This is a genomic window from Belliella baltica DSM 15883 (assembly GCF_000265405.1).
In the GTDB taxonomy this organism is placed as follows: Bacteria; Bacteroidota; Bacteroidia; order Cytophagales; family Cyclobacteriaceae; genus Belliella; species Belliella baltica.
On sequence record NC_018010.1, the window covers coordinates 43,887 to 62,204 of the forward strand.

21 protein-coding genes are annotated in these 18,318 nt (G+C 34.6%); 10 read left to right on the top strand and 11 right to left on the bottom strand.

Translation table 11 applies throughout. The features are described from left to right. Positions 1–11 precede the first annotated feature (11 nt). From BELBA_RS00230 to BELBA_RS00245, 4 genes are all read right to left on the bottom strand, one after another. Positions 12–470: a CBS domain-containing protein gene (locus BELBA_RS00230; RefSeq protein ID WP_014770735.1), complete on the bottom strand. Its 459-nt coding sequence runs from the start codon at positions 468–470 to the stop codon at positions 12–14. 138 nt (positions 471–608) lie between these two features. Then, positions 609–1,346: a copper homeostasis protein CutC gene (locus BELBA_RS00235; protein ID WP_014770736.1), complete on the bottom strand. Its 738-nt coding sequence runs from the start codon at positions 1,344–1,346 to the stop codon at positions 609–611. 4 nt (positions 1,347–1,350) lie between these two features. After that, a complete protein-coding gene (locus BELBA_RS00240) occupies positions 1,351–2,328 on the bottom strand; it encodes an isoaspartyl peptidase/L-asparaginase family protein (RefSeq protein ID WP_014770737.1) in 978 nt (325 codons plus the stop codon). 153 nt (positions 2,329–2,481) lie between these two features. Further along, a complete protein-coding gene (locus tag BELBA_RS00245) occupies positions 2,482–4,275 on the bottom strand; it encodes a tetratricopeptide repeat protein (RefSeq protein ID WP_014770738.1) in 1,794 nt (597 codons plus the stop codon). Positions 4,276–4,352: 77 nt separating this feature from the next. On the opposite strand from BELBA_RS00245, the gene BELBA_RS00250 reads away from it, so the two are divergent. Then, positions 4,353–4,571 carry a PspC domain-containing protein gene (locus BELBA_RS00250; RefSeq protein ID WP_014770739.1) on the top strand — a complete coding sequence of 73 codons (219 nt, stop codon included), beginning with the start codon at positions 4,353–4,355 and terminating at the stop codon, positions 4,569–4,571. On the opposite strand, the gene BELBA_RS00255 is transcribed toward BELBA_RS00250, so the two are convergent. Beyond that, positions 4,568–5,569 (bottom strand): glycosyltransferase family 2 protein, encoded by a 1,002-nt coding sequence (locus BELBA_RS00255; RefSeq protein WP_014770740.1) that lies wholly within the window; start codon positions 5,567–5,569, stop codon positions 4,568–4,570. The two genes, BELBA_RS00250 and BELBA_RS00255, sit on opposite strands and share 4 nt — an antisense overlap. After that, positions 5,569–5,901, bottom strand: a complete 333-nt coding sequence (locus tag BELBA_RS00260) for a YbaB/EbfC family nucleoid-associated protein (RefSeq protein WP_014770741.1) — start codon at positions 5,899–5,901, stop codon at positions 5,569–5,571. Before BELBA_RS00260 ends, BELBA_RS00255 begins: the two co-directional genes overlap by 1 nt. A gap of 201 nt (positions 5,902–6,102) precedes the next feature. On the opposite strand from BELBA_RS00260, the gene BELBA_RS00265 reads away from it, so the two are divergent. Further along, a complete protein-coding gene (locus BELBA_RS00265; RefSeq protein WP_014770742.1) occupies positions 6,103–6,384 on the top strand; it encodes a hypothetical protein in 282 nt (93 codons plus the stop codon). A gap of 4 nt (positions 6,385–6,388) precedes the next feature. On the opposite strand, the gene hisS is transcribed toward BELBA_RS00265, so the two are convergent. Beyond that, positions 6,389–7,765 (bottom strand): histidine--tRNA ligase, encoded by a 1,377-nt coding sequence (gene hisS / locus BELBA_RS00270; RefSeq protein ID WP_014770743.1) that lies wholly within the window; start codon positions 7,763–7,765, stop codon positions 6,389–6,391. Positions 7,766–7,955: 190 nt separating this feature from the next. Between hisS and BELBA_RS19805 the strand changes: the two genes are divergently transcribed. Further along, on the top strand, positions 7,956–8,093 hold the full coding sequence (locus BELBA_RS19805) for a hypothetical protein (RefSeq protein WP_014770744.1): 138 nt from the start codon (positions 7,956–7,958) through the stop codon (positions 8,091–8,093). 63 nt (positions 8,094–8,156) lie between these two features. On the opposite strand, the gene BELBA_RS00275 is transcribed toward BELBA_RS19805, so the two are convergent. After that, complete coding sequence (locus BELBA_RS00275; protein WP_014770745.1) at positions 8,157–8,657, bottom strand: metallophosphoesterase family protein; 501 nt, start codon at positions 8,655–8,657, stop codon at positions 8,157–8,159. Between the two features lie 79 nt (positions 8,658–8,736). Between BELBA_RS00275 and BELBA_RS00280 the strand changes: the two genes are divergently transcribed. Together BELBA_RS00280 and BELBA_RS00285 are read left to right on the top strand one after the other, a co-directional pair. Continuing rightward, positions 8,737–9,156, top strand: coding sequence for a rhodanese-like domain-containing protein (locus tag BELBA_RS00280; RefSeq protein WP_014770746.1), 420 nt, complete (start codon positions 8,737–8,739; stop codon positions 9,154–9,156). A gap of 120 nt (positions 9,157–9,276) precedes the next feature. Next, positions 9,277–10,257 carry a pyruvate dehydrogenase complex E1 component subunit beta gene (locus BELBA_RS00285; protein WP_014770747.1) on the top strand — a complete coding sequence of 327 codons (981 nt, stop codon included), beginning with the start codon at positions 9,277–9,279 and terminating at the stop codon, positions 10,255–10,257. 76 nt (positions 10,258–10,333) lie between these two features. On the opposite strand, the gene BELBA_RS00290 is transcribed toward BELBA_RS00285, so the two are convergent. The 3 genes from BELBA_RS00290 to BELBA_RS00300 all read right to left on the bottom strand — a co-directional run bounded on the left by BELBA_RS00290 (position 10,334) and on the right by BELBA_RS00300 (position 13,495). Beyond that, a complete protein-coding gene (locus BELBA_RS00290) occupies positions 10,334–10,636 on the bottom strand; it encodes a hypothetical protein (RefSeq protein WP_014770748.1) in 303 nt (100 codons plus the stop codon). Next, positions 10,626–10,865, bottom strand: coding sequence for an addiction module protein (locus tag BELBA_RS00295; RefSeq protein WP_014770749.1), 240 nt, complete (start codon positions 10,863–10,865; stop codon positions 10,626–10,628). Before BELBA_RS00295 ends, BELBA_RS00290 begins: the two co-directional genes overlap by 11 nt. Before the next feature lie 116 nt (positions 10,866–10,981). After that, a complete protein-coding gene (locus BELBA_RS00300; RefSeq protein WP_014770750.1) occupies positions 10,982–13,495 on the bottom strand; it encodes a TonB-dependent receptor in 2,514 nt (837 codons plus the stop codon). Positions 13,496–13,853: 358 nt separating this feature from the next. On the opposite strand from BELBA_RS00300, the gene BELBA_RS00305 reads away from it, so the two are divergent. From BELBA_RS00305 to BELBA_RS00325, 5 genes are all read left to right on the top strand, one after another. Then, complete coding sequence (locus tag BELBA_RS00305) at positions 13,854–14,927, top strand: sensor histidine kinase (protein ID WP_014770751.1); 1,074 nt, start codon at positions 13,854–13,856, stop codon at positions 14,925–14,927. Continuing rightward, positions 14,927–15,655: a LytR/AlgR family response regulator transcription factor gene (locus BELBA_RS00310; protein ID WP_014770752.1), complete on the top strand. Its 729-nt coding sequence runs from the start codon at positions 14,927–14,929 to the stop codon at positions 15,653–15,655. Before BELBA_RS00305 ends, BELBA_RS00310 begins: the two co-directional genes overlap by 1 nt. Positions 15,656–15,866: 211 nt before the next feature. Continuing rightward, positions 15,867–16,343: a nucleoside deaminase gene (locus BELBA_RS00315; RefSeq protein WP_041779159.1), complete on the top strand. Its 477-nt coding sequence runs from the start codon at positions 15,867–15,869 to the stop codon at positions 16,341–16,343. 18 nt (positions 16,344–16,361) lie between these two features. Continuing rightward, positions 16,362–16,898, top strand: a complete 537-nt coding sequence (locus BELBA_RS00320; RefSeq protein WP_014770754.1) for a hypothetical protein — start codon at positions 16,362–16,364, stop codon at positions 16,896–16,898. 132 nt (positions 16,899–17,030) lie between these two features. Continuing rightward, positions 17,031–18,293, top strand: a complete 1,263-nt coding sequence (locus tag BELBA_RS00325; protein ID WP_014770755.1) for an NAD(P)/FAD-dependent oxidoreductase — start codon at positions 17,031–17,033, stop codon at positions 18,291–18,293. Positions 18,294–18,318: the final 25 nt, after the last annotated feature.

The window sequence follows — 18,318 nt, forward strand, 5'->3', positions numbered from 1 at the left end:
AATCAAAAATTTTACCATGTAGTATCTTTCAACTTTGGAAACGCACGAATCACATCAGACAAGCTTAATTGTCCCACAAGCTTTTCATCTTTCATTACTGGAAATCTTCTAATTTTTTTATCCAAAAACAATTGAGCTGCATCAAAAAGACTTAAATCCGGCTTCAGGGTTATCACATCTTTTGTCATATGTTCAGCTACTGTACCTGGGAATTTAGGAGTATTGGAGTATTTCCCTTTGATGATCTCTTTGAGACAATCAACTTCTGATATTATCCCTACTAAATGTCCACTTTGATCTACTACAGCAGCACCTGAAATTTTCCTTTTAGTTAATAATTCTAAAACATGATCAATGGTATCTTCTGGATAAAAAGTCACCAAATTCGTTGACATGTGATCCTGAACTAAAATTGGTGCTGCTGCCTTTTTTGATTCTACTACTCTTACTCCTTGAAAACTTTTTACCATCTTGATTTTGAGTTAAATGTGAGTTTAAAAATAGCTAAAATAAATTACCATTCAAAACATTAATTTGGAAAAAATACAAAATTCAATGATTTCAATATTTATATCTCCATATTTCAGAATTATAAAAAAGTATTGACTCTAAAGAACTTTATTAAATTCTGAAAGCACCTTCTCATCTAAGGTCAAAACTTTATTAGACGTATCGATATTTTGAGACAAATTAAGGTCATTTGATGTGTAAATTGACTTTGAGTTTCTATAACTCTTGCAACTTGCATGCACTTCTAATAAACGCTTTGAAGGTTTCAATTTTTCAACATCTGAAGGTTTCAAACCTCCTCCAGGCATTACAATAATTCGGTCTTGAGCCAATTTAAGTAATTCAGAAATTATTTTTAACCCTTCTGAAACTGAATTCCGCATTCCTGAAGTCAATATTCGCTTGAACCCACAATCAATAATCTCTTCTAATGCCATAAATGGATTTGAACAGACATCAAAAGCACGGTGAAAAGTACAGGGTTTTCCCCTAGATTCTTTAATCAAAACTTCGCAAGCCCTTTTATCAATATTCCCCTTCTCATCTAAAACACCAAAAACAAAACCATCAGCACCGTAAGAAGATAATATTTGAATATCTCTACGCATCACTTCTATTTCTTCCTCGGTATATACAAAATCTCCTCCTCTAGGTCTGATCATGACAAAGATTGGAGTCTTCATTTTTTCTTTCAGGAAAGCCAATGCTCCAACACTTGGTGTAACTCCACCTTCTCCAAAATCAGAACACAACTCTAAACGATCTACACCAAATCGATTTGCTAAAAGTGCAGCCTCAATAGTAAATACGGGCACTTCCAAAAGTATCTTTGTCATTGGATCACAACTTATACTTAGAATCTATCAAATCGCTACCATCAGCCTGATGCCTTGCAAAATTAAAGCCTTGTCGAACAGAATAAGCACCATACTCCCCGTCTTTATTGATAGCTAAAAAACCAGCCTGGATATCATCTATATTTTTGTTTTTGGCTATCAATCTTCTTACTGCTTCTTCACATGCTTCTTGAGGACTTCTTCCTTGACGCATCAGTTCGACGATCAAAAAACTTCCGCAAATTCGAATAATTGATTCTCCCAATCCTGTAGCTGTAGCGGCACCTACTTCATCATCTACAAATAGACCAGCCCCAATTATTGGACTATCGCCTACCCTGCCATGCATTTTATAAGCTAGACCTGAAGTAGTACAAGAACCTGCTAATTTCCCATCGGCTCCCAATGCAATCATGCCAATAGTATCATGATTTTCAATGTTGATAATTGGCTTGTATTCAGATGATTTTTTCCACTCATTATAAAGTGCTTCTGCTTTTGGGCTAAGCACTTCTTCTTCAATTGGAAAACCTTGTTCCATGGCAAATTGTAGTGCACCTTGCCCTGCAAGCATTACATGTGGCGTCTCTTCCATCACCTTTCTAGCAAGTGATATTGGATGTTTGACTTTTCTGACAAAGGCCACAGTACCGCAGGAACCATCACCTTTCATTATGGAAGCGTCTAAAGTCGCATAACCTTCTCTATCTGGTAAACCTTGCAACCCTACGGAAAGATTGGTCAAATCTAACTCGGTCACCTTCACACCTTGTTCAACCGCCTCTACCAAATCCCCTGTTTTAGATAAAATATCCCATGCCACATCATTTGCAGCCATTCCATGTTCCCAAGTAGAAAGGATCAAAGGCTTAAAATGCTCCCCAAGTTTTTTCTCGCTTCCACATGCACTACCTAAAACTCCTGGCAATAATAAAGATGTAGATAAAAAGGATTTTTTTAGAAATGATCTTCTGTTTGTCATGTAAGAACTGTTAGAATTGAGAAAGTATTTGATTTTCGGTATTTACTCTCAATATTCTAAAAAAAAACAAAAAGTTAATGTCCACGCAGCATATTTTTGACGAAATAAAAAAAGCCACCCTTACGAGTAGCTTTATATGTTTCATTTTAAGTCCTATTTATATACTTCCAGAAACTCTGGATCTGATCTGAATTTTTTAAAAATCAAATCTGTCATTGACCTTTCTCGTAAATACTCACTTCTTTCTACAGCTTTTGAAAGATTTTCAAAAACTGCTTGCTTATCATCAGTAATCGTTGCTACCATAGCAAGTCCATAAAAACCATAGCCATATTCACGATTATATTGGACACTTTCTTCGAAGGCCTCCAAAGCATTTCGAAAATCCTCTGCCAAAAAATATGCTAGTCCTTTATTAAACAAATTACTTTCATTTTCAGGAGCTCGATTTAATCTAATCGTTGCGAGCTTATAATCTCCATTAATGATATCGATAGCTCCACGTAGCCCTTCATTAAATCTTAAAAACTCGTTAGTTTCATCTCTTTCAAGCGAAGATGCTTCAGAAATGGCAACATAAGCTTCAAAATAATCTCCTCTCAATAAATACGCTTGTCCCAAATTATAAAAAGAATAGGAATTAGGGTTTAATCTATTTGCCTCTCTAAAAAGACTAATTGCTTTGCTTATTAGTTGATTTTTCTCTCGCAAATTCAACTCACGTTGGGCTTGATTGAGATAGACTACGCCAAGATTGTTTAAGGAAAGCTCAGATTTATCTGTTTCATTTAAAAGCGAAAAAATCTGCTCTTTCTCTTTTAATCTTTTTGCGACTTGGCCAGCATAAATTAATTGTTCTTTAGAAAACCCTTCTAATGAATTCCCTTCATTCAATAATTTATATACACTCGCTGAAACTTCTGGATCAGAAAAACCTGTATTCTCATACACAGCCGATATTTTTGCAACTCTTAATTTCGGGAAAAGTGCTCTTGACACTTGGTTATAAGTTTTCAATCGCTGAATCTCCCTGAGTTGCGTATCGAAAGCCTTTTCACTTAAAATAATTTTATAATATTCTTCTTTTTGCTGAGGTGTGATTCCATCATATTCTGCAAGCAAAATCCTAAAATCAAACCAATCCTGTCGCCTTATGGTAGAGATGACTGGAATATTTGGATTATTAATTAGAGTTCTTAATTTTTGACCGACTATTTCGCTCCTTCGTAAAGCAACATCTGTATCATCAAGCTCTTGAATTTCCAATGAATGTATTCCTGTAACGGTGATTTTTTTGAGAACCTTACCTGGATTTACCAAAGATATCATAGGCGAACCATCTGAATTATCCAAGGAATTATCTTTCAATAAGTTACTTGCCAAAGGAAATGAAACAGTAAATTCTTGAGAAACCTCTCTTTGAATTTGGGAAAAATCAGATTCCATGTAAACTCCAATTGATGGAATTGGCTCATCAGGAGTCACTTGACCAATTCTCGCTAAAAGTGGAGTTGTATATAATCCATCAGCCACTTTTTTTGAAGTAATATTTCTAGCACGACCTTTTTGCATAACAAGGCCTTTGAGAATCAACTCACCCGATTCCATACCTGGTAGATAAGGGAAAACAAAATTAGATTCTACTTTAACCTCATTATTAACCTTCGTGTAAGCACCATCAAAAGCAACTATTTCAGAGAGCCTCAATGCACCTTCTCCATAGCTATATTCTGGATAAAGAAGAATTTTTACATCACTTCTGAGATATTGTAATGGAATAGCGCCATCCAATTTGAACCTTACAGAATCTCTATGCATAGTCAATGCCTCAGGTTTTGCATTTATTCCGTCTAACAAATTATCAAATTTGCTTAGCTTTGGCGAACAGTTGCCAAAAAGAACAATTAAAAATGCGATTGTCAATATACTTTGCGTGATTTTAAACATTTGGCATTAAAATAGATTATCAAATTATTGCAATTTATTTGTTACATTTATTTCAAACTAGTTGAAAACCAATTATTATGAATAAACTAAGACTTTTCTTTGAAGACCGTGCCTTTGGTGTTTGCTCTAGATTAGGGGAAAAACTCAACTTTCCAATTGATAGCATTAGACTATTTTTTATATACAGCTCTTTCATCACTTTAGGTTCGCCTGTGATTATTTATGTCAGCATGGCAATGATGATGAAAATCAGGAAGTATTTTAGAAAGATGAACAATCCTGTTTTATTCGATTAAAGTTCAGAAAATAACTTTTTGTTTTTAACATAATATTGCCAAACAATAGAGTCAATTTTCTTGACAGATTTTGACGACAAGTTTAATGCCATAGAATTTACCTTAGATATTTTTTTGATACGCTGAAAATCATAGTGTGCCTCGAAAATTGCTTTGCTTTCTCTATTCTTTCCTTGAAACAAAAACACAATTGCTGCTAGACAATCAAGAAGAATTCTTACGAAATATTTCTTTCTGAACTCCTCAAGTGGTAAATTCTTATGCAACATGATTAAATTGTTTCTGAAATTCAAAAATGTTTTTCTAGGACTTGATCTTGACAAGGTACCTCCCCCTAGATGCTTAACCTCCACCTCTCCAAAATAAGCAACTTTGAATCCCGCAGATCTGATTCTCCAACATAAATCAATTTCTTCCATGTGTGCAAAAAAACGATCATCAAAGCCTTCAAATTTATTGAAAACTTCAGCTTTGATAGCCATACATGCTCCTGAAGTCCAATCTACTTCTACTGTATCATTATATTGTGAACTGTCTTTTTCTATTGAATCAAAAATCCTTCCTCGACAATAGGGGTAACCTAAATGATCCAAAAAACCACCACCTGCACCTGCATAATCAAAATAACCTTCATTAAGAACTGATAGAATTTTTGGCTGAACAGCCACATATTTCGGATTTTGTTCTAAAAAATCAATCAGTTTTCTGTCCCAAAAAGGAGTAACTTCGACATCAGAATTGAGTAAGATATAATATTCATAATGCCCTTGGAGCAGCAGAAGCACTTCATTATATCCACCTGCAAAACCTGTGTTTTTTTCAAGTTTTAAAACTTGAAGCAATGGATAATTTTGAGCCAAAAATAAAAGCGAATTATCAGTACTTGCATTATCTGCAATAATCACTGGATAATAACTATGCTCCAAAACAGAAGGAAGAAAACGCTTGAGCATTTCCTCCCCATTATAATTCAATATAACTATTGCAGCCTTCTGCATTAAAACATATTTCCTAAATCCATGCCTGGAATATTTGGCATCATTCCTTCGGTAGCTGACTTCATTTCCTCTTTAATCTTAACTTCGATCGCTTCCATTGCTTTGTTTATCGCTGCCACGGTCAAATCACTTAGCATTTCTTTGTCTGATGGATTGATTAGCGTATCATCCATAGCTATGGAAACTACTTTTCGATTACCGTTGACAATTACTTTAACCATTCCTGCACCAGCCTCTCCCTCTGCAGTAAGGTGCACGAGCTTAGCCTGAGTCTCTTTGATTTTGGCTTGAGCTTCTTTCACCTTATTCATGATATTCATAAAATCAAACATATTCTTGTTCCTTATTTTTGACTGCAAATATAATCTTTTTAGCTAGAGTTTTAAATGTTAGCGACTCGATATATTATATCATAAAAACAATAAAAATAAAATATAATTTTATTTTTAAAATTAATTCAACAAAAATGAAACCATTATAAGATTTTCACAGTATTAAATCAGTATATCTAAACATAAAGGAGATTAAAGGCGATGAAAACTATTGAAAAAATTGAAAAAGAAGATATCAAAAACTTGAATTTCAACAAAAGAGAAGTCTTATCGACAAATGTAGAAATCAAAAAAAGATGGAATGAACTTTTTAGAGCTCAGGCTTTGGGTAATCTACTGCAAAGCAAAGTGAACATCACCTTCGAAACAGCCGATGAAAGAATATTTATGGTTTACTCTACAATTTGGGCAGTTGGCCAAGAGTTTATCACGCTTAAAGGCGGTGTTCATATTCCTGTCAATGCAGTTTTAGAAGTTGATTGATTTATCAAACTCCTTTTTTTACTTCTTCAATTGCCTGCTTAAGTGACATAGCTTTTTGGTTTCCAGTAATTAGATTTTTCAAACTCACTTCGCTCTTTTCTATTTCTTCAGATCCAATTACAATCACAAAAGGAATTTGCTTCTTGTCAGCATAAGTAAATTGCTTCTTAATTTTGGAAATATCTGGATAAAGTTCAGCTGGAATTTCATTGCTTCTCAATTGATTGAGCACCTTCAAACCATATTTTTTACCCTCCTCATCAAAGTATGTAATCAAAACCTGAGTTCCTTTCAGCTGATCAGACGGGAATAAATCCAACTCCTCTAAAACATCATAAATCCTATCTACTCCAAAGGAAAAACCAACTCCAGAAACCCCCTCAAGACCAAAAACACCTGTTAAATTATCATATCTTCCGCCTCCACTAACCGAGCCGATGGATACGTTATTTACTTTTACTTCGAAAATCGCACCTGTATAATAAGACAAGCCTCTGGCCAAAACCACATCAAAATCAATAAAATCTTCCGTGTCTCCATATTGTTCGATTAGGTCAAAAACTTCTCTTAATTCTTCTACTCCTTTTAGTCCAGTTTCTGAACTCGCCAAGAAGGAAGATAAAAACTCTAATTTTTCAGCATTCGATCCTTTTAAATCTATAATAGGGTTTAAGTTGCTGATAGCATCGGAAGAAAACTCACGCTGAACAAGTTCCTCTTGTACTTTTTCCCAACCAATTTTATCCAGTTTATCAATTGCGACACACAAATCTGACTCTCGCCCTGCTGAACCGATTACTTCTGCTAAGCCTGTGAGAATTTTTCTGTTGTTGATTTTAATCGCATAATCCTTCAAACCTAACTGAGCAAATACCCGCTTGATCATCAGTAAAATCTCCAACTCACAAACCAAACTATCCGTCCCAACTACATCTGCATCACACTGATAGAATTCCCTATATCTCCCTCTTTGCGGCCTATCGGCTCTCCAAACAGGCTGAATTTGGAATCGTTTGAATGGATAAGAAATCTCATTCCGATTCATCACCACATAGCGCGCAAAAGGAACTGTGAGGTCATAACGAAGTCCTTTTTCTGAAACTTTTGATAAAGTAGCACTCGCTCCTGCTTCCAAGTCAGCAGCAGTAACATCCTTCAAATAATCCCCACTATTCAGAATTTTAAAAAGCAACTGATCTCCTTCATCACCGTATTTCCCAGTTAGCGTACTGAGATTTTCCATTGAAGGAGTCTCAAGCTGCTGATAGCCAAAAAGCTTAAAAGTATCTTTGATGATATCAAAAATATAATTTCTCCTAGCCATCTGAAGCGGACCAAAATCTCTCGTGCCTTTAGGTAAAGTAGGTTTCTGAATTGCCATGCTGATTTCTGAATTTTGGGCAAAGTTAACAGATCAAGTGAAACAATTGAATCTAAATTTACAATATCATTTGTATTGTATGATTAACTTTGACAAAATGAATTACAAAATATTCTGAAGGTTGTAGGGTCATTTCAAAATAATCCATTAATTTTGCGCTTCATTTGAGATCATATAAACAGATAAGACAATGGCTGTTACTACATTAAAGAGAAAATTAAAAAGAAAGAGACAAGCTCAGACTACTAGAGTTATAAAGATTAAGCAATTGAGTGCCAAGCCGGTAATCAAAAATGTGGACATCGAAGAGTTGAAGAAAAACTTCTAAGTTGGAATTCAACGTTTCTTTTTTCGAGAAATAAAAAGGGTAGCGATCAGATTGCTACCCTTTTTATTTTGCTCTTTTGCCAAGTTCAACAACACGAAGATTTTGTAATTTTCCCTGATTGATTTCAAAAAGCAACATGGTCCGAATCACATGAAATCCATGTCTTCCAATAGCTCCTGGATTCATATAAAGGCAATCTACTTTCGGATCAAATTCCACTTTGCAAATATGTGAATGACCGCAAACAAATAACTTTGCACCATTTTTTTGGATTTTCTCCTTCACACCATTTGCATATCTCGGTGGTTTGCCCCCAATATGAAGCATCCCAACTTTCAAACCCTCTACTTCAAACCAAATTTCTTCGGGATAGCGTTCCTGAGCAGTTTGGTCATCAATATTTCCTGTAATGATTCTATGGATTTTTTCTTTTGGTAAATATTCCAAAATTTCCAAGTCGCCAATATCTCCTGCATGCCAAACTTCATCTGCATCTTGCAAATGGCTTACAATCGCCTCGTCCATATATCCATGAGAATCTGAAATTAAAGCAATTTTCTTCAAGGTTGATGTGTTATAAGTTTGTAAATTTGATGCAATACTATGCTAAAGTAAATCAAATGAATCACCAATAAAAACGATCATGAAAAACATATTTAACAACTTCTCAAAAGCCATCCTTTTAGCCTTTGTCTTCACATTCACTTTGCAGATCAACAACGCTTCTGCTCAGGAAGAAGTAAAAGCTTTAACTCCTGATAAATTCGAAAAAGCTACCAAAAAGAGCAAAAAAGCGGTAATTCTTGATATTAGAACTCCCGAGGAAGTAGCTGATGGTCATATCGAAGGCGCTGAGTTTGCAGACTTTTTGGGTGATGATTTTGAAAAGGAAATCAGCACCTTAGACAAGAAGAAAACATACTATGTCTATTGCAGATCTGCCAAACGAACGATTCCAGCCACTGCCAAAATGAAAGAGATGGGTTTCAAAAAAGTCTTTATGCTGGAAGGAGGTCTAAACAACTGGATCGAATCTGGTAAAAGCGTAATAAAACCAGAATAAATTCAATTTTAAGGTAAAAACAATCGGTTTTGAGTTGAAAATATATCTGGAAGTTCCTGATATGGTTTTGTAATTGAACGATTACTTTCTATTTTTACGCACGAAAATTTTGATATAAAAATGAGAGTTATACAATTCAGAGAAGCATTAAGAGAAGCTATGTCAGAAGAAATGAGACGCAACAAAAACGTGTTTCTCATGGGTGAAGAAGTAGCAGAATACAACGGAGCTTACAAAGTATCCCAAGGCATGTTAGACGAGTTTGGTCCAGAGAGAGTATATGACACTCCTATTGCTGAACTAGGATTTTCTGGTCTTGGAGTAGGCGCTGCGATGAATGGACTTAGACCAATCATTGAGTTTATGACTTTCAACTTTTCTCTTGTAGCAATTGATCAAATCATCAACTCTGCCGCTAAGATGTATGCCATGTCTGGTGGTGCATACAATGTACCTATCGTATTCCGTGGTGCAACAGGGAATGCCGGACAACTTGGTGCTACGCACTCTTCAAATTTCGAAAACTGGTTTGCAAACACGCCAGGATTGAAAGTAGTAGTTCCTTCTAATCCTTACGATGCAAAAGGTTTATTGAAAGCAGCAATCAGAGATGATGATCCAGTAATTTTCATGGAGTCAGAATTAATGTATGGTGACAAAGGTGAAGTTCCCGAAAGCGAATATTTGTTACCTATCGGAGTTGCTGATATCAAAAGAAAAGGAAAAGATGTAACGATAATTTCTTTTGGTAAGATGATGAAAGTAGCTTTGGAAGCTGCTGAAGAACTTGCTAAAGATGGTATTGAAGCTGAAGTGATTGATTTGAGAACTGTGAGACCAATTGATTACGCTACATGTCTTGAGTCTGTTAAGAAGACAAACAGATGCGTTGTAGTGGAAGAAGCAAACCCAATTGCTGCCATCTCTTCTGAATTGACTTACAATATCCAAAGAAATGCATTTGATTACCTTGATGCACCTGTTGTTAGAGTAAACTCGATGGATGTGCCATTGAGTTATGCACCAACTTACATTGATGTAACTATCCCGAACGTAAAAAGAACCATCGATGCTGTAAAGCAAGTGATGTATAAGAAATAAGAAGTATCTCGAAAAATAGAATTAATAAAGACCTGCTGAGAAGTAGGTCTTTTTTAATCCCAGATAACATATCGATTTAACCCAATCTTTCTTTCCACTTCGTTGGATTTTGATTTGTATTGAACACAGAAATCACATCTACATTAGAACCATTTATGATATAATATAAAGAATAAGGGAATCTTTGAATAATAAACACTCTGACTTTATTTTTGAAAACTACTCTGTATGTAAAAGGGCTAATCAAAATTGCCCTCTTAGCATATTCTAGTTCCACTAAAAAATCTTCTCCCAAGCCAAGCTTTTTACGTTCATAAAAAAGATATGAATCAAAAATATCTATTTCTGCTTCTTCAGAATATCTGAAATTATAAGACATCTTTAGCTTTATCTTTGACTCTTTGCTTTACATCTTCCCAAGATGAAAACTTTGAATCCCCATTTTCATAATGCTGAATTCTTCTTTCTAATTCACTTTCCTGATCTGCACTCATTAAAATTGAATTCTTATCTTGTTCTTTTAAACCTTGAAGTTGTTTCAAAATGGCTTTATCTTGTAAATTAGTTAGCCAATTAATCAAGTCTAATTTAAGCGATTGAATATCCATGGTTGATTATTTTAATAGATAAAGATACTTTTTTTTAGAATTGAATGTAAAGATAAAAAAAAGCCTACTGTTTCCAGCAGACTTTTTTTTGATAAAATAAGAATTTAAAATTCTTATTAGTTATTATTCATTATCGCTCCAGCAGCACCTTCACCACCTTCTTTCATATCATCATTAGTTACTCCTCTTTTCTTTCTTCTGCTTCCTTCTACACTAAGTTTACCGATTCTGTAAGAGAAATTGATTTTGAAGTTCATGTTTCTCATACCAACCGTACTTTGTTGCATGATTGTCGGAGTGATCAATTCATTTTTGATTCTAAACTCTTTAGTAAAGAAATTGTCCATTCCAAAACCTACACTACCACGTTTTTCATTGAACTGCTTGTTGATGCTCATTCCATAGACTCCAAATCCGCCCGCTGAACCTTGCAACTGAACTGCTCTGCCTCTTGCAAAAGTGAAAGCCTGAAGCTGCCAGTTTTTCGGAAGTGTATAGTTACCAAATAATCTACCACTGACTACATAACCTTCATTTGAAGCCGCAAACATTGGGTCATCTAAGCCATTAGTAAGCATTGCATAATAGGTATCAATACTTCCGTTCAAAGAGAATTTCCCTGATATATTAATATTTGAAAACACACTGAAACCTATTGCTTTTTCACTACCAATGTTTTCAAAGCTTGTGAAAATCACATCATTATCACTGATCGTTCTTACTGGCTGGATAGATCCTGTCGTATTTCTGAAATAAGAAGTAAAGTTTAAAGAACTCCCTCCTATAAATGTACTATAAGCCAATTCATAATTATCTGTCAATTCAGGGTCAAGTAATGGATTTCCTTGAGACTGTTGCTGTGGGTTTGCCTGATTAATGTTAGGATTCAAAAACTGCAAAGAAGGTCTTTGGATTCTTCTGTTATAAGCTGCCTTCAGCATGTTCCCATTTGCTAACTTTCTACCGATGTTGAAACTTGGTACAAATACCCCATAAGAAGGAATATCTGCTGGCAAATCAGAATTTTTAAAATCAGCATTGATATTGGTGTATTCATATCTCAATCCGCCTTTTACAGTATAATTTTCTAAGAATCCAAGTGTATAAGAAGCATATGCTGCAGAGACATTCTGATCATAATTGAATTCGTTGGAGAAAGCAATGTCATCTACCTGCTGAAATTCTCCTTCAGAACCTTCAGCTGTAAAGTATGCGAAATCACTGATTGCTTTCCTTAAGATGTTTTTAGCACCATATTCCAAGATTTGTGTCCCTGAATTTCCCACAGGAGTTACGTAATCTAACTGAACAGTAAATTCTTCATTTATGCCTAGATTTTCATTTTTTATTCTGCTAGCAATATCTGTAAATGTTCCATTGTAAAGGCTATTCACAAAATCATTGTTGTTATTACTTCTGCTATAAAGTCCTGATAAACTGAATTCCTTTTGAGGAGTCTCAAATGTCTTGGTGTAATTAAAATTGAAATCTACGTTATTAGATAAGTTGTCAACATTAACGTCTCTCAACAACGAATTCGCTAAAACATCTTCAATAAAAGTATTGGTTAAAAGCCCTTCTTGTCTATTTCTCATATTTCTAACTCCAACACTTACAGATGCTGTTAAGAAATTATATTTGTTCAATTCATAATCCCAACCAAGATTATACCTTCCAAAAAGCATATTATTTCTTGTTTCAGCTTGTTGCTGAATTCTCACATCACTTCCATTAGGATTAAGAAGCGTTTGGGTATTTTCAAAAGATCCCAAGATATTATAGCCGCTTCTGCCGTAACCACCGAGCGTCCATCCCATTTTCCCTCTTTTCAAACTAGCATTCAAACCAAGGTTTGATCCTCTTAATCCTGCACTGCTATTGATATTCAAAGATGCTCCTTGAAGATTATTTTTCTTTGTGATGATATTCAAAACACCACCTGTACCTTCTGCATCATACTTAGCAGATGGCGAAGTGATTACTTCTACAGATTTGATTTCTTCCGCTGGAATCTGCTTCAATGCATCTGCAAGATTATTTGCTACGATTGCTGATTGCTTTCCATCTATCAAAACCAATATATTTGAACTACCTCGCATCGAAACATTACCATCCAAATCTACTGAAAGCATTGGTACTCTTCTCAACACATCACTTGCATCACCACCAATAGTGGTTTTGTCATTTTCAGCGTTATAAATCGTTCTATCTACTTTCTCTTCTATCAATGCTCTTTGACCTTGAACAGTCACTTCCTGAAGTCCAATTGCTTCACCTTTCAACTTGATCTCACCAAGGTTCACATTCGTATTTCCAGTGGTAATTTCAATAACCTGAGTTTTGTAAGGTTCAAAACCTAAATTACTCAATTGTAGTATATACTTTCCGTTTTTGAATCCTGTGATTACAAATTCTCCGTCTAAGTCTGCAACTGCACCAGTGGTGTTTTGCATACTTTCTGCATCCAAAAGTGCTGCGGCCGCGTAAGGAATAGGCTCGCCTGATTCAGCATCTAAGATTTTACCACTGATTCTGTAAACTGGCTTTTCTGTTGTGGTAGACTGCGCCTGCAATTCCTTGTAAGGCGTTAGAAAAACTAAAAGTGCTAAAATTAAGAGTTGGTATTTCATTTTCTTGTTATAAATTGAATTTCAGATTCTTACTTATGAAAAAAGAGAAATAATTTTTGAGATATTTATAAAGTCCAAATGGCTTTACAATGTTTAAATTATTTTCTCCGCTGCTGTAAATACAGTTTCCGACAACAAAGGAACATTGACTTAAAATCAAAAAAAAATCAAATAGACTGAAAGGTATTATTCATCGACCAATAATAAAATTAACCTGATGAAGGGATTTTAATCAATTTCAAAAAAGTTTAATCTTCTGTTTTCGCCATTTCGACATGAAAATTAATAAGCTGGCAGATCTTATTAGGTTAAAAACAATATTTTATTTTAGTTTACAGGAATTAAGCCTAATTAAAGCATGAACAAAAACAGTAACTACAAACGAAAACTCTCGATAATCATCCATATTCTTGGTTGGGCTTTGTTTGGATTGGTCATCTTCGTACTTTCTCCACTATCTGCTGGCGTAGAGCGTCCAATAGCCTTTTGGCTGAAGCAATCACTCAATTTTTCTTTATTAATTAGTATTTTTTACATTAACTTTTTCTATTTAATTCCCAAAGTTCTTTTCAAAAATAAGATCCCCTTATTTTTAATTATCAACCTAATTGCTGGTCTAGCTTATGTGGGATTATTAATTGCTTATGACGATTGGACTAAGATGCCAGAATTGATGCACAAGGCCTTCAGACCTGATGTCCCTTATACTCCAAGACCTAGAAATTACTATTGGGACATTTCGCAACTTCTCATATTTTACATGGCAGTGGGTATTAGTACAAGTATTGCTTCGGTTCAAAAATGGCAATCTGAAGAAGAGTTGAGAATTGAACAAAAGCAACAACAAATCAACTCTGAATTGACGTATTTGAAAGCTCAAATCAATCCACACTTTTTCTTCAATACACTGAATAACATTTATTCCTTGACCAATATTGACGTAGAAAAAGCCAAAACAGCTTTGTTGAAACTTAGTAGAATGATGCGCTATGTGCTTTACGAAACAGAAAAAACACACACTCTTCTTTCTAAAGAAATTGACTTCATAAAAGATTTCATAGAATTAATGCGCTTGAGACTTTCGTCTAAGGTAAATTTAGAAATAGAAATCCCTGAAAAATTTGAAGATGCCTCAATTGCACCAATGTTGATTTTGCCATTTATTGAAAACTGCTTTAAACATGGAATTAGCTCACAAATGGAAAGCAAAATCAGTATATCGCTCCATGTCGATCAAAAGAAATTGATCTTAACTACAAAAAATGGTATTTTCAAATCAAATGAAAATACACCTGAAGGAAACGCTAGTGGGATTGGACTTCAAAACACAAAAAGAAGGTTAGATTTGCTGTATGGCAATAATTATGAACTTGATATCTTGGACGAAAATCCTGAAAATGAATATCATGTGAATCTTAAAATAAATCTCTAATGAAAATCAAATGCATTGCAATAGACGATGAACCTTTAGCCTTACAATTGGTAGCCAAATTCATCAAGCAAACATCTTTCCTTGACCTTGATGCTACTTTCGACAATGCAATTGAAGCTTTAGGCTATGTAAATTCGAATGAAATTGATTTGATTTTTTTAGACATTCAAATGCCTGATTTGTCAGGAATGGAGTTTGCCAGAATCATAGATGGAAAAAAAGGTGATAGCAAGCCACGAATTATTTTCACAACGGCATACAACCAATTTGCCATTGAGGGATACAAAGTTGATGCTTTGGATTACCTATTGAAGCCATTCAGCTATGAAGAATTTCTAAAATCTTCCACGAAAGCTTATCAATATTTTGAGGAGAAAAATGCAAAGCCACATTCTCCTGCAAATGCAGACTATATATTTTTGAAAGTGGAATATCAATTGGTGAAGATCATGCTCAAAGAAATCACCTATGTGGAAGCTTACAAAGATTATGTTAAAGTATACCTTATCGACAAACCTAACCCAATTCTGTCACTCACGAGCCTTAAAACGATGGAGGAAATGCTACCATCAGAAAAATTTATGCGAATTCATCGATCCTTTATTATTTCATTGGATCATATTGACTCGATCGCAAGAAATGCTGTAAATATTGGAAACACCACCATTACAGTAAGTGACAATTACAAAGATAATTTTTTGCAATTCTTGAATAAATGGATAGCATAATTGCTAAAACACCCTATTCCCTACATTTTTTAAAACCCTCTTAGAAACTTTATTTTTAAAATTGATAAATTCAAACCGCTCTTCTCAGAATATTCTTTCATTTTTCTTGCTTTTTCTTACTATTCAACTGAAATAAAGTAACCAGTTGATAAAAATTCCGTACAATGCTATGATTGTTTTACATAAAAAATCAGAATTCAACTCACAAAAGATGACAGAACAGCAAAAAATTTTTATGAAAATGGCCATAGAATTATCCCAAAAAGGAATGGATTTAGGTAAAGGAGGTCCTTTTGGCTGTATTATTGTGCGAAATGGAGAAGTGATAGGAAAAGGATCAAATTCAGTATCTTCAACAAACGACCCTACAGCTCATGCTGAAGTGATGGCCATTCGAGACGCATGTAAAAATTTAAATAATTTTCAACTTGAAGACTGCGACATTTATACTTCCTGCGAACCATGCCCAATGTGTTTAGGAGCCATTTACTGGGCGAGACCAGCAAGAGTATTTTACGCCAACTCAAAAAAAGATGCCGCAAAGGCTGGATTTGATGATCAGTTTATCTATGATGAATTAGATTTACCTTATCATCAAAGAAAAATCCCTTTTAAACAAATATTAGCCGATGAAGCAAAAATCGTATTTGAAAATTGGCTTAAAAAAGAAAATAAAACTTTATACTAATCAAAATATATTCAAGAAATGAAAAAGTTAATTATAGCATTATTGAGTACTTCTATCTTATTTTCTTGTAAACAAGAAAAATCTATTGAAGAGAGATATATTTATGAAGAAGATAAAATTGTTGATATAGAAACTGGCGATGAATATTTATTGGAAGAAAGTGATCAAGAATTTTTAATAATACATGAAGATGGTAGTCAAGAAACAATTCCAGTGGATGAAACACCATTTTTCGGAACTACACTTTCTAATGAATACATCTCTGAGTGGAAAGAAAATATGGCAGCAAGAGAGCAAAAACTCCTTGAAGAGAAAAAAGAAAAATTAAAACAAGCGAGAAGAGACAGATACGCGGAACTTTCTAATGAAGAGTTGATGGAAAAATTTCAAAAGAGTCATGATGAAGGTATTGATATGTCCTTACAAATAGATATGATCGCTGAACTTGTCGAAAGAGGAGCTATTTCGGACGAAGATGCTCCAGACCTTTTAGAAATCGAACCAGAGTTGATCAATTTTGATATAGAAATCGAAGCTCCAGACGACAATATGTAATCTGAAAACGATCAAATTAAAAACCTAACCAGCTTTTTTGGTTAGGTTTTTTTATGCTTTGTGTGACTATCATCACCTTTTTTTTGCTTTAAATAAGTCTATTTTGTGACGAATATCAAAAGAAAACTAGTCATGAACCACACTCAAATTTTGATTATAGGTGGAGGCACAGCAGGTATCACAGTAGCTGCACAGCTTCGCAAAAAAGACAAAAAGCTTCAAATTACCATTCTTGAACCTTCTGAAAAGCATTATTATCAACCCGCCTGGACACTTGTAGGTGCAGGAGCATTTAGGTTTGAAGATACAGAAAGAAAAGAAGCGAAATATATCCCAGAAGGAGTAAAATGGATCAAAGACAAAGCGACAGATGTCGTTCCTTTTGATAATTTAGTAAAAACTGAGTTTTCGGGAGATATAACATACGACTATTTAGTTCTTGCACCTGGTTTGGTCATGGCTCCAGAGTTACTACCTGGACTTTCTGAAGCCCTTAAAAAAGACAATGTTTGTAGCAACTACATAGATCCAAAAAAAACTTGGGGAATTCTTCAGAATTTCAAAGGAGGTAATGCCATTTTTACACAACCAACGACTCCAATCAAATGTGGCGGTGCTCCACAAAAAATCATGTATATGGCTGAAGAGCATTTCAGAAATATAAAAGTGAGAGAAAAAACAAATGTAATCTTCGCCACTCCTGGTACTGTAATCTTTGGAGTTCCAGAATTTGCGAAAACATTGAATAAAATAATAGCTGAGAGAGATATAATTTTAAAAACGTACTACGCTCCAATTAAAATTGATAGTGAAAAACAAGAAATCACTTTCAAATATGTCAATAGCAATATCCAAGAATGTGCGAAAAATCTAAAACCAGCCATTGGGGAAGAGTTGAATGGAGATACAGAAATCAAGATAAAATATGATATGCTTCATATTGCACCTCCACAGCAGGCCCCTGATTTTGTAAGAAATTCAGCAGTCTCACTTCAAGAAGGCCCTAACAAAGGCTGGGTAGATGTCGATATCAATACCTTAAGGCACAAAAGATTCCCAAATATATTTTCTTTAGGCGATGTAGCAGCTCTTCCAACAGCTAAAACTGGAGCTGCTATACGGAAACAAGCACCTATAGTCAGTGGAAATTTATATCATTTGATAAAAAACGGCGAATTGGATCAGGAAATTTATGAAGGCTATTCTTCTTGTCCTTTGGTGACAGGGTATAGTAAAATGGTTTTGGCTGAATTCAAATACAATAATATTCGAGACAGTGATCCACTTATCAGCAAATTTGTAGATACCACAAAAGAACAATATAGCATGTGGCTTTTGAAAAAATATGGTCTTCCTTTTATGTATTGGGACTTAATGCTCAAAGGAAGAGCATAATTTTACTTCGCAAAAAAGCTAGACT

Bases quoted from the DNA above. Each gene is read 5' to 3' on its own strand.
- BELBA_RS00230 (WP_014770735.1), bottom strand. From the start codon at position 470: ATGGTAAAAAGTTTTCAAGGAGTAAGAGTAGTAGAATCAAAAAAGGCA.
- BELBA_RS00235 (WP_014770736.1), bottom strand. From the start codon at position 1,346: ATGACAAAGATACTTTTGGAAGTGCCCGTATTTACTATTGAGGCTGCA.
- BELBA_RS00240 (WP_014770737.1), bottom strand. From the start codon at position 2,328: ATGACAAACAGAAGATCATTTCTAAAAAAATCCTTTTTATCTACATCT.
- BELBA_RS00245 (WP_014770738.1), bottom strand. From the start codon at position 4,275: ATGTTTAAAATCACGCAAAGTATATTGACAATCGCATTTTTAATTGTT.
- BELBA_RS00250 (WP_014770739.1), top strand. From the start codon at position 4,353: ATGAATAAACTAAGACTTTTCTTTGAAGACCGTGCCTTTGGTGTTTGC.
- BELBA_RS00255 (WP_014770740.1), bottom strand. From the start codon at position 5,569: ATGCAGAAGGCTGCAATAGTTATATTGAATTATAATGGGGAGGAAATG.
- BELBA_RS00260 (WP_014770741.1), bottom strand. From the start codon at position 5,901: ATGTTTGATTTTATGAATATCATGAATAAGGTGAAAGAAGCTCAAGCC.
- BELBA_RS00265 (WP_014770742.1), top strand. From the start codon at position 6,103: ATGAAAACTATTGAAAAAATTGAAAAAGAAGATATCAAAAACTTGAAT.
- hisS (WP_014770743.1), bottom strand. From the start codon at position 7,765: ATGGCAATTCAGAAACCTACTTTACCTAAAGGCACGAGAGATTTTGGT.
- BELBA_RS19805 (WP_014770744.1), top strand. From the start codon at position 7,956: ATGGCTGTTACTACATTAAAGAGAAAATTAAAAAGAAAGAGACAAGCT.
- BELBA_RS00280 (WP_014770746.1), top strand. From the start codon at position 8,737: ATGAAAAACATATTTAACAACTTCTCAAAAGCCATCCTTTTAGCCTTT.
- BELBA_RS00285 (WP_014770747.1), top strand. From the start codon at position 9,277: ATGAGAGTTATACAATTCAGAGAAGCATTAAGAGAAGCTATGTCAGAA.
- BELBA_RS00290 (WP_014770748.1), bottom strand. From the start codon at position 10,636: ATGTCTTATAATTTCAGATATTCTGAAGAAGCAGAAATAGATATTTTT.
- BELBA_RS00295 (WP_014770749.1), bottom strand. From the start codon at position 10,865: ATGGATATTCAATCGCTTAAATTAGACTTGATTAATTGGCTAACTAAT.
- BELBA_RS00300 (WP_014770750.1), bottom strand. From the start codon at position 13,495: ATGAAATACCAACTCTTAATTTTAGCACTTTTAGTTTTTCTAACGCCT.
- BELBA_RS00305 (WP_014770751.1), top strand. From the start codon at position 13,854: ATGAACAAAAACAGTAACTACAAACGAAAACTCTCGATAATCATCCAT.
- BELBA_RS00310 (WP_014770752.1), top strand. From the start codon at position 14,927: ATGAAAATCAAATGCATTGCAATAGACGATGAACCTTTAGCCTTACAA.
- BELBA_RS00315 (WP_041779159.1), top strand. From the start codon at position 15,867: ATGACAGAACAGCAAAAAATTTTTATGAAAATGGCCATAGAATTATCC.
- BELBA_RS00320 (WP_014770754.1), top strand. From the start codon at position 16,362: ATGAAAAAGTTAATTATAGCATTATTGAGTACTTCTATCTTATTTTCT.
- BELBA_RS00325 (WP_014770755.1), top strand. From the start codon at position 17,031: ATGAACCACACTCAAATTTTGATTATAGGTGGAGGCACAGCAGGTATC.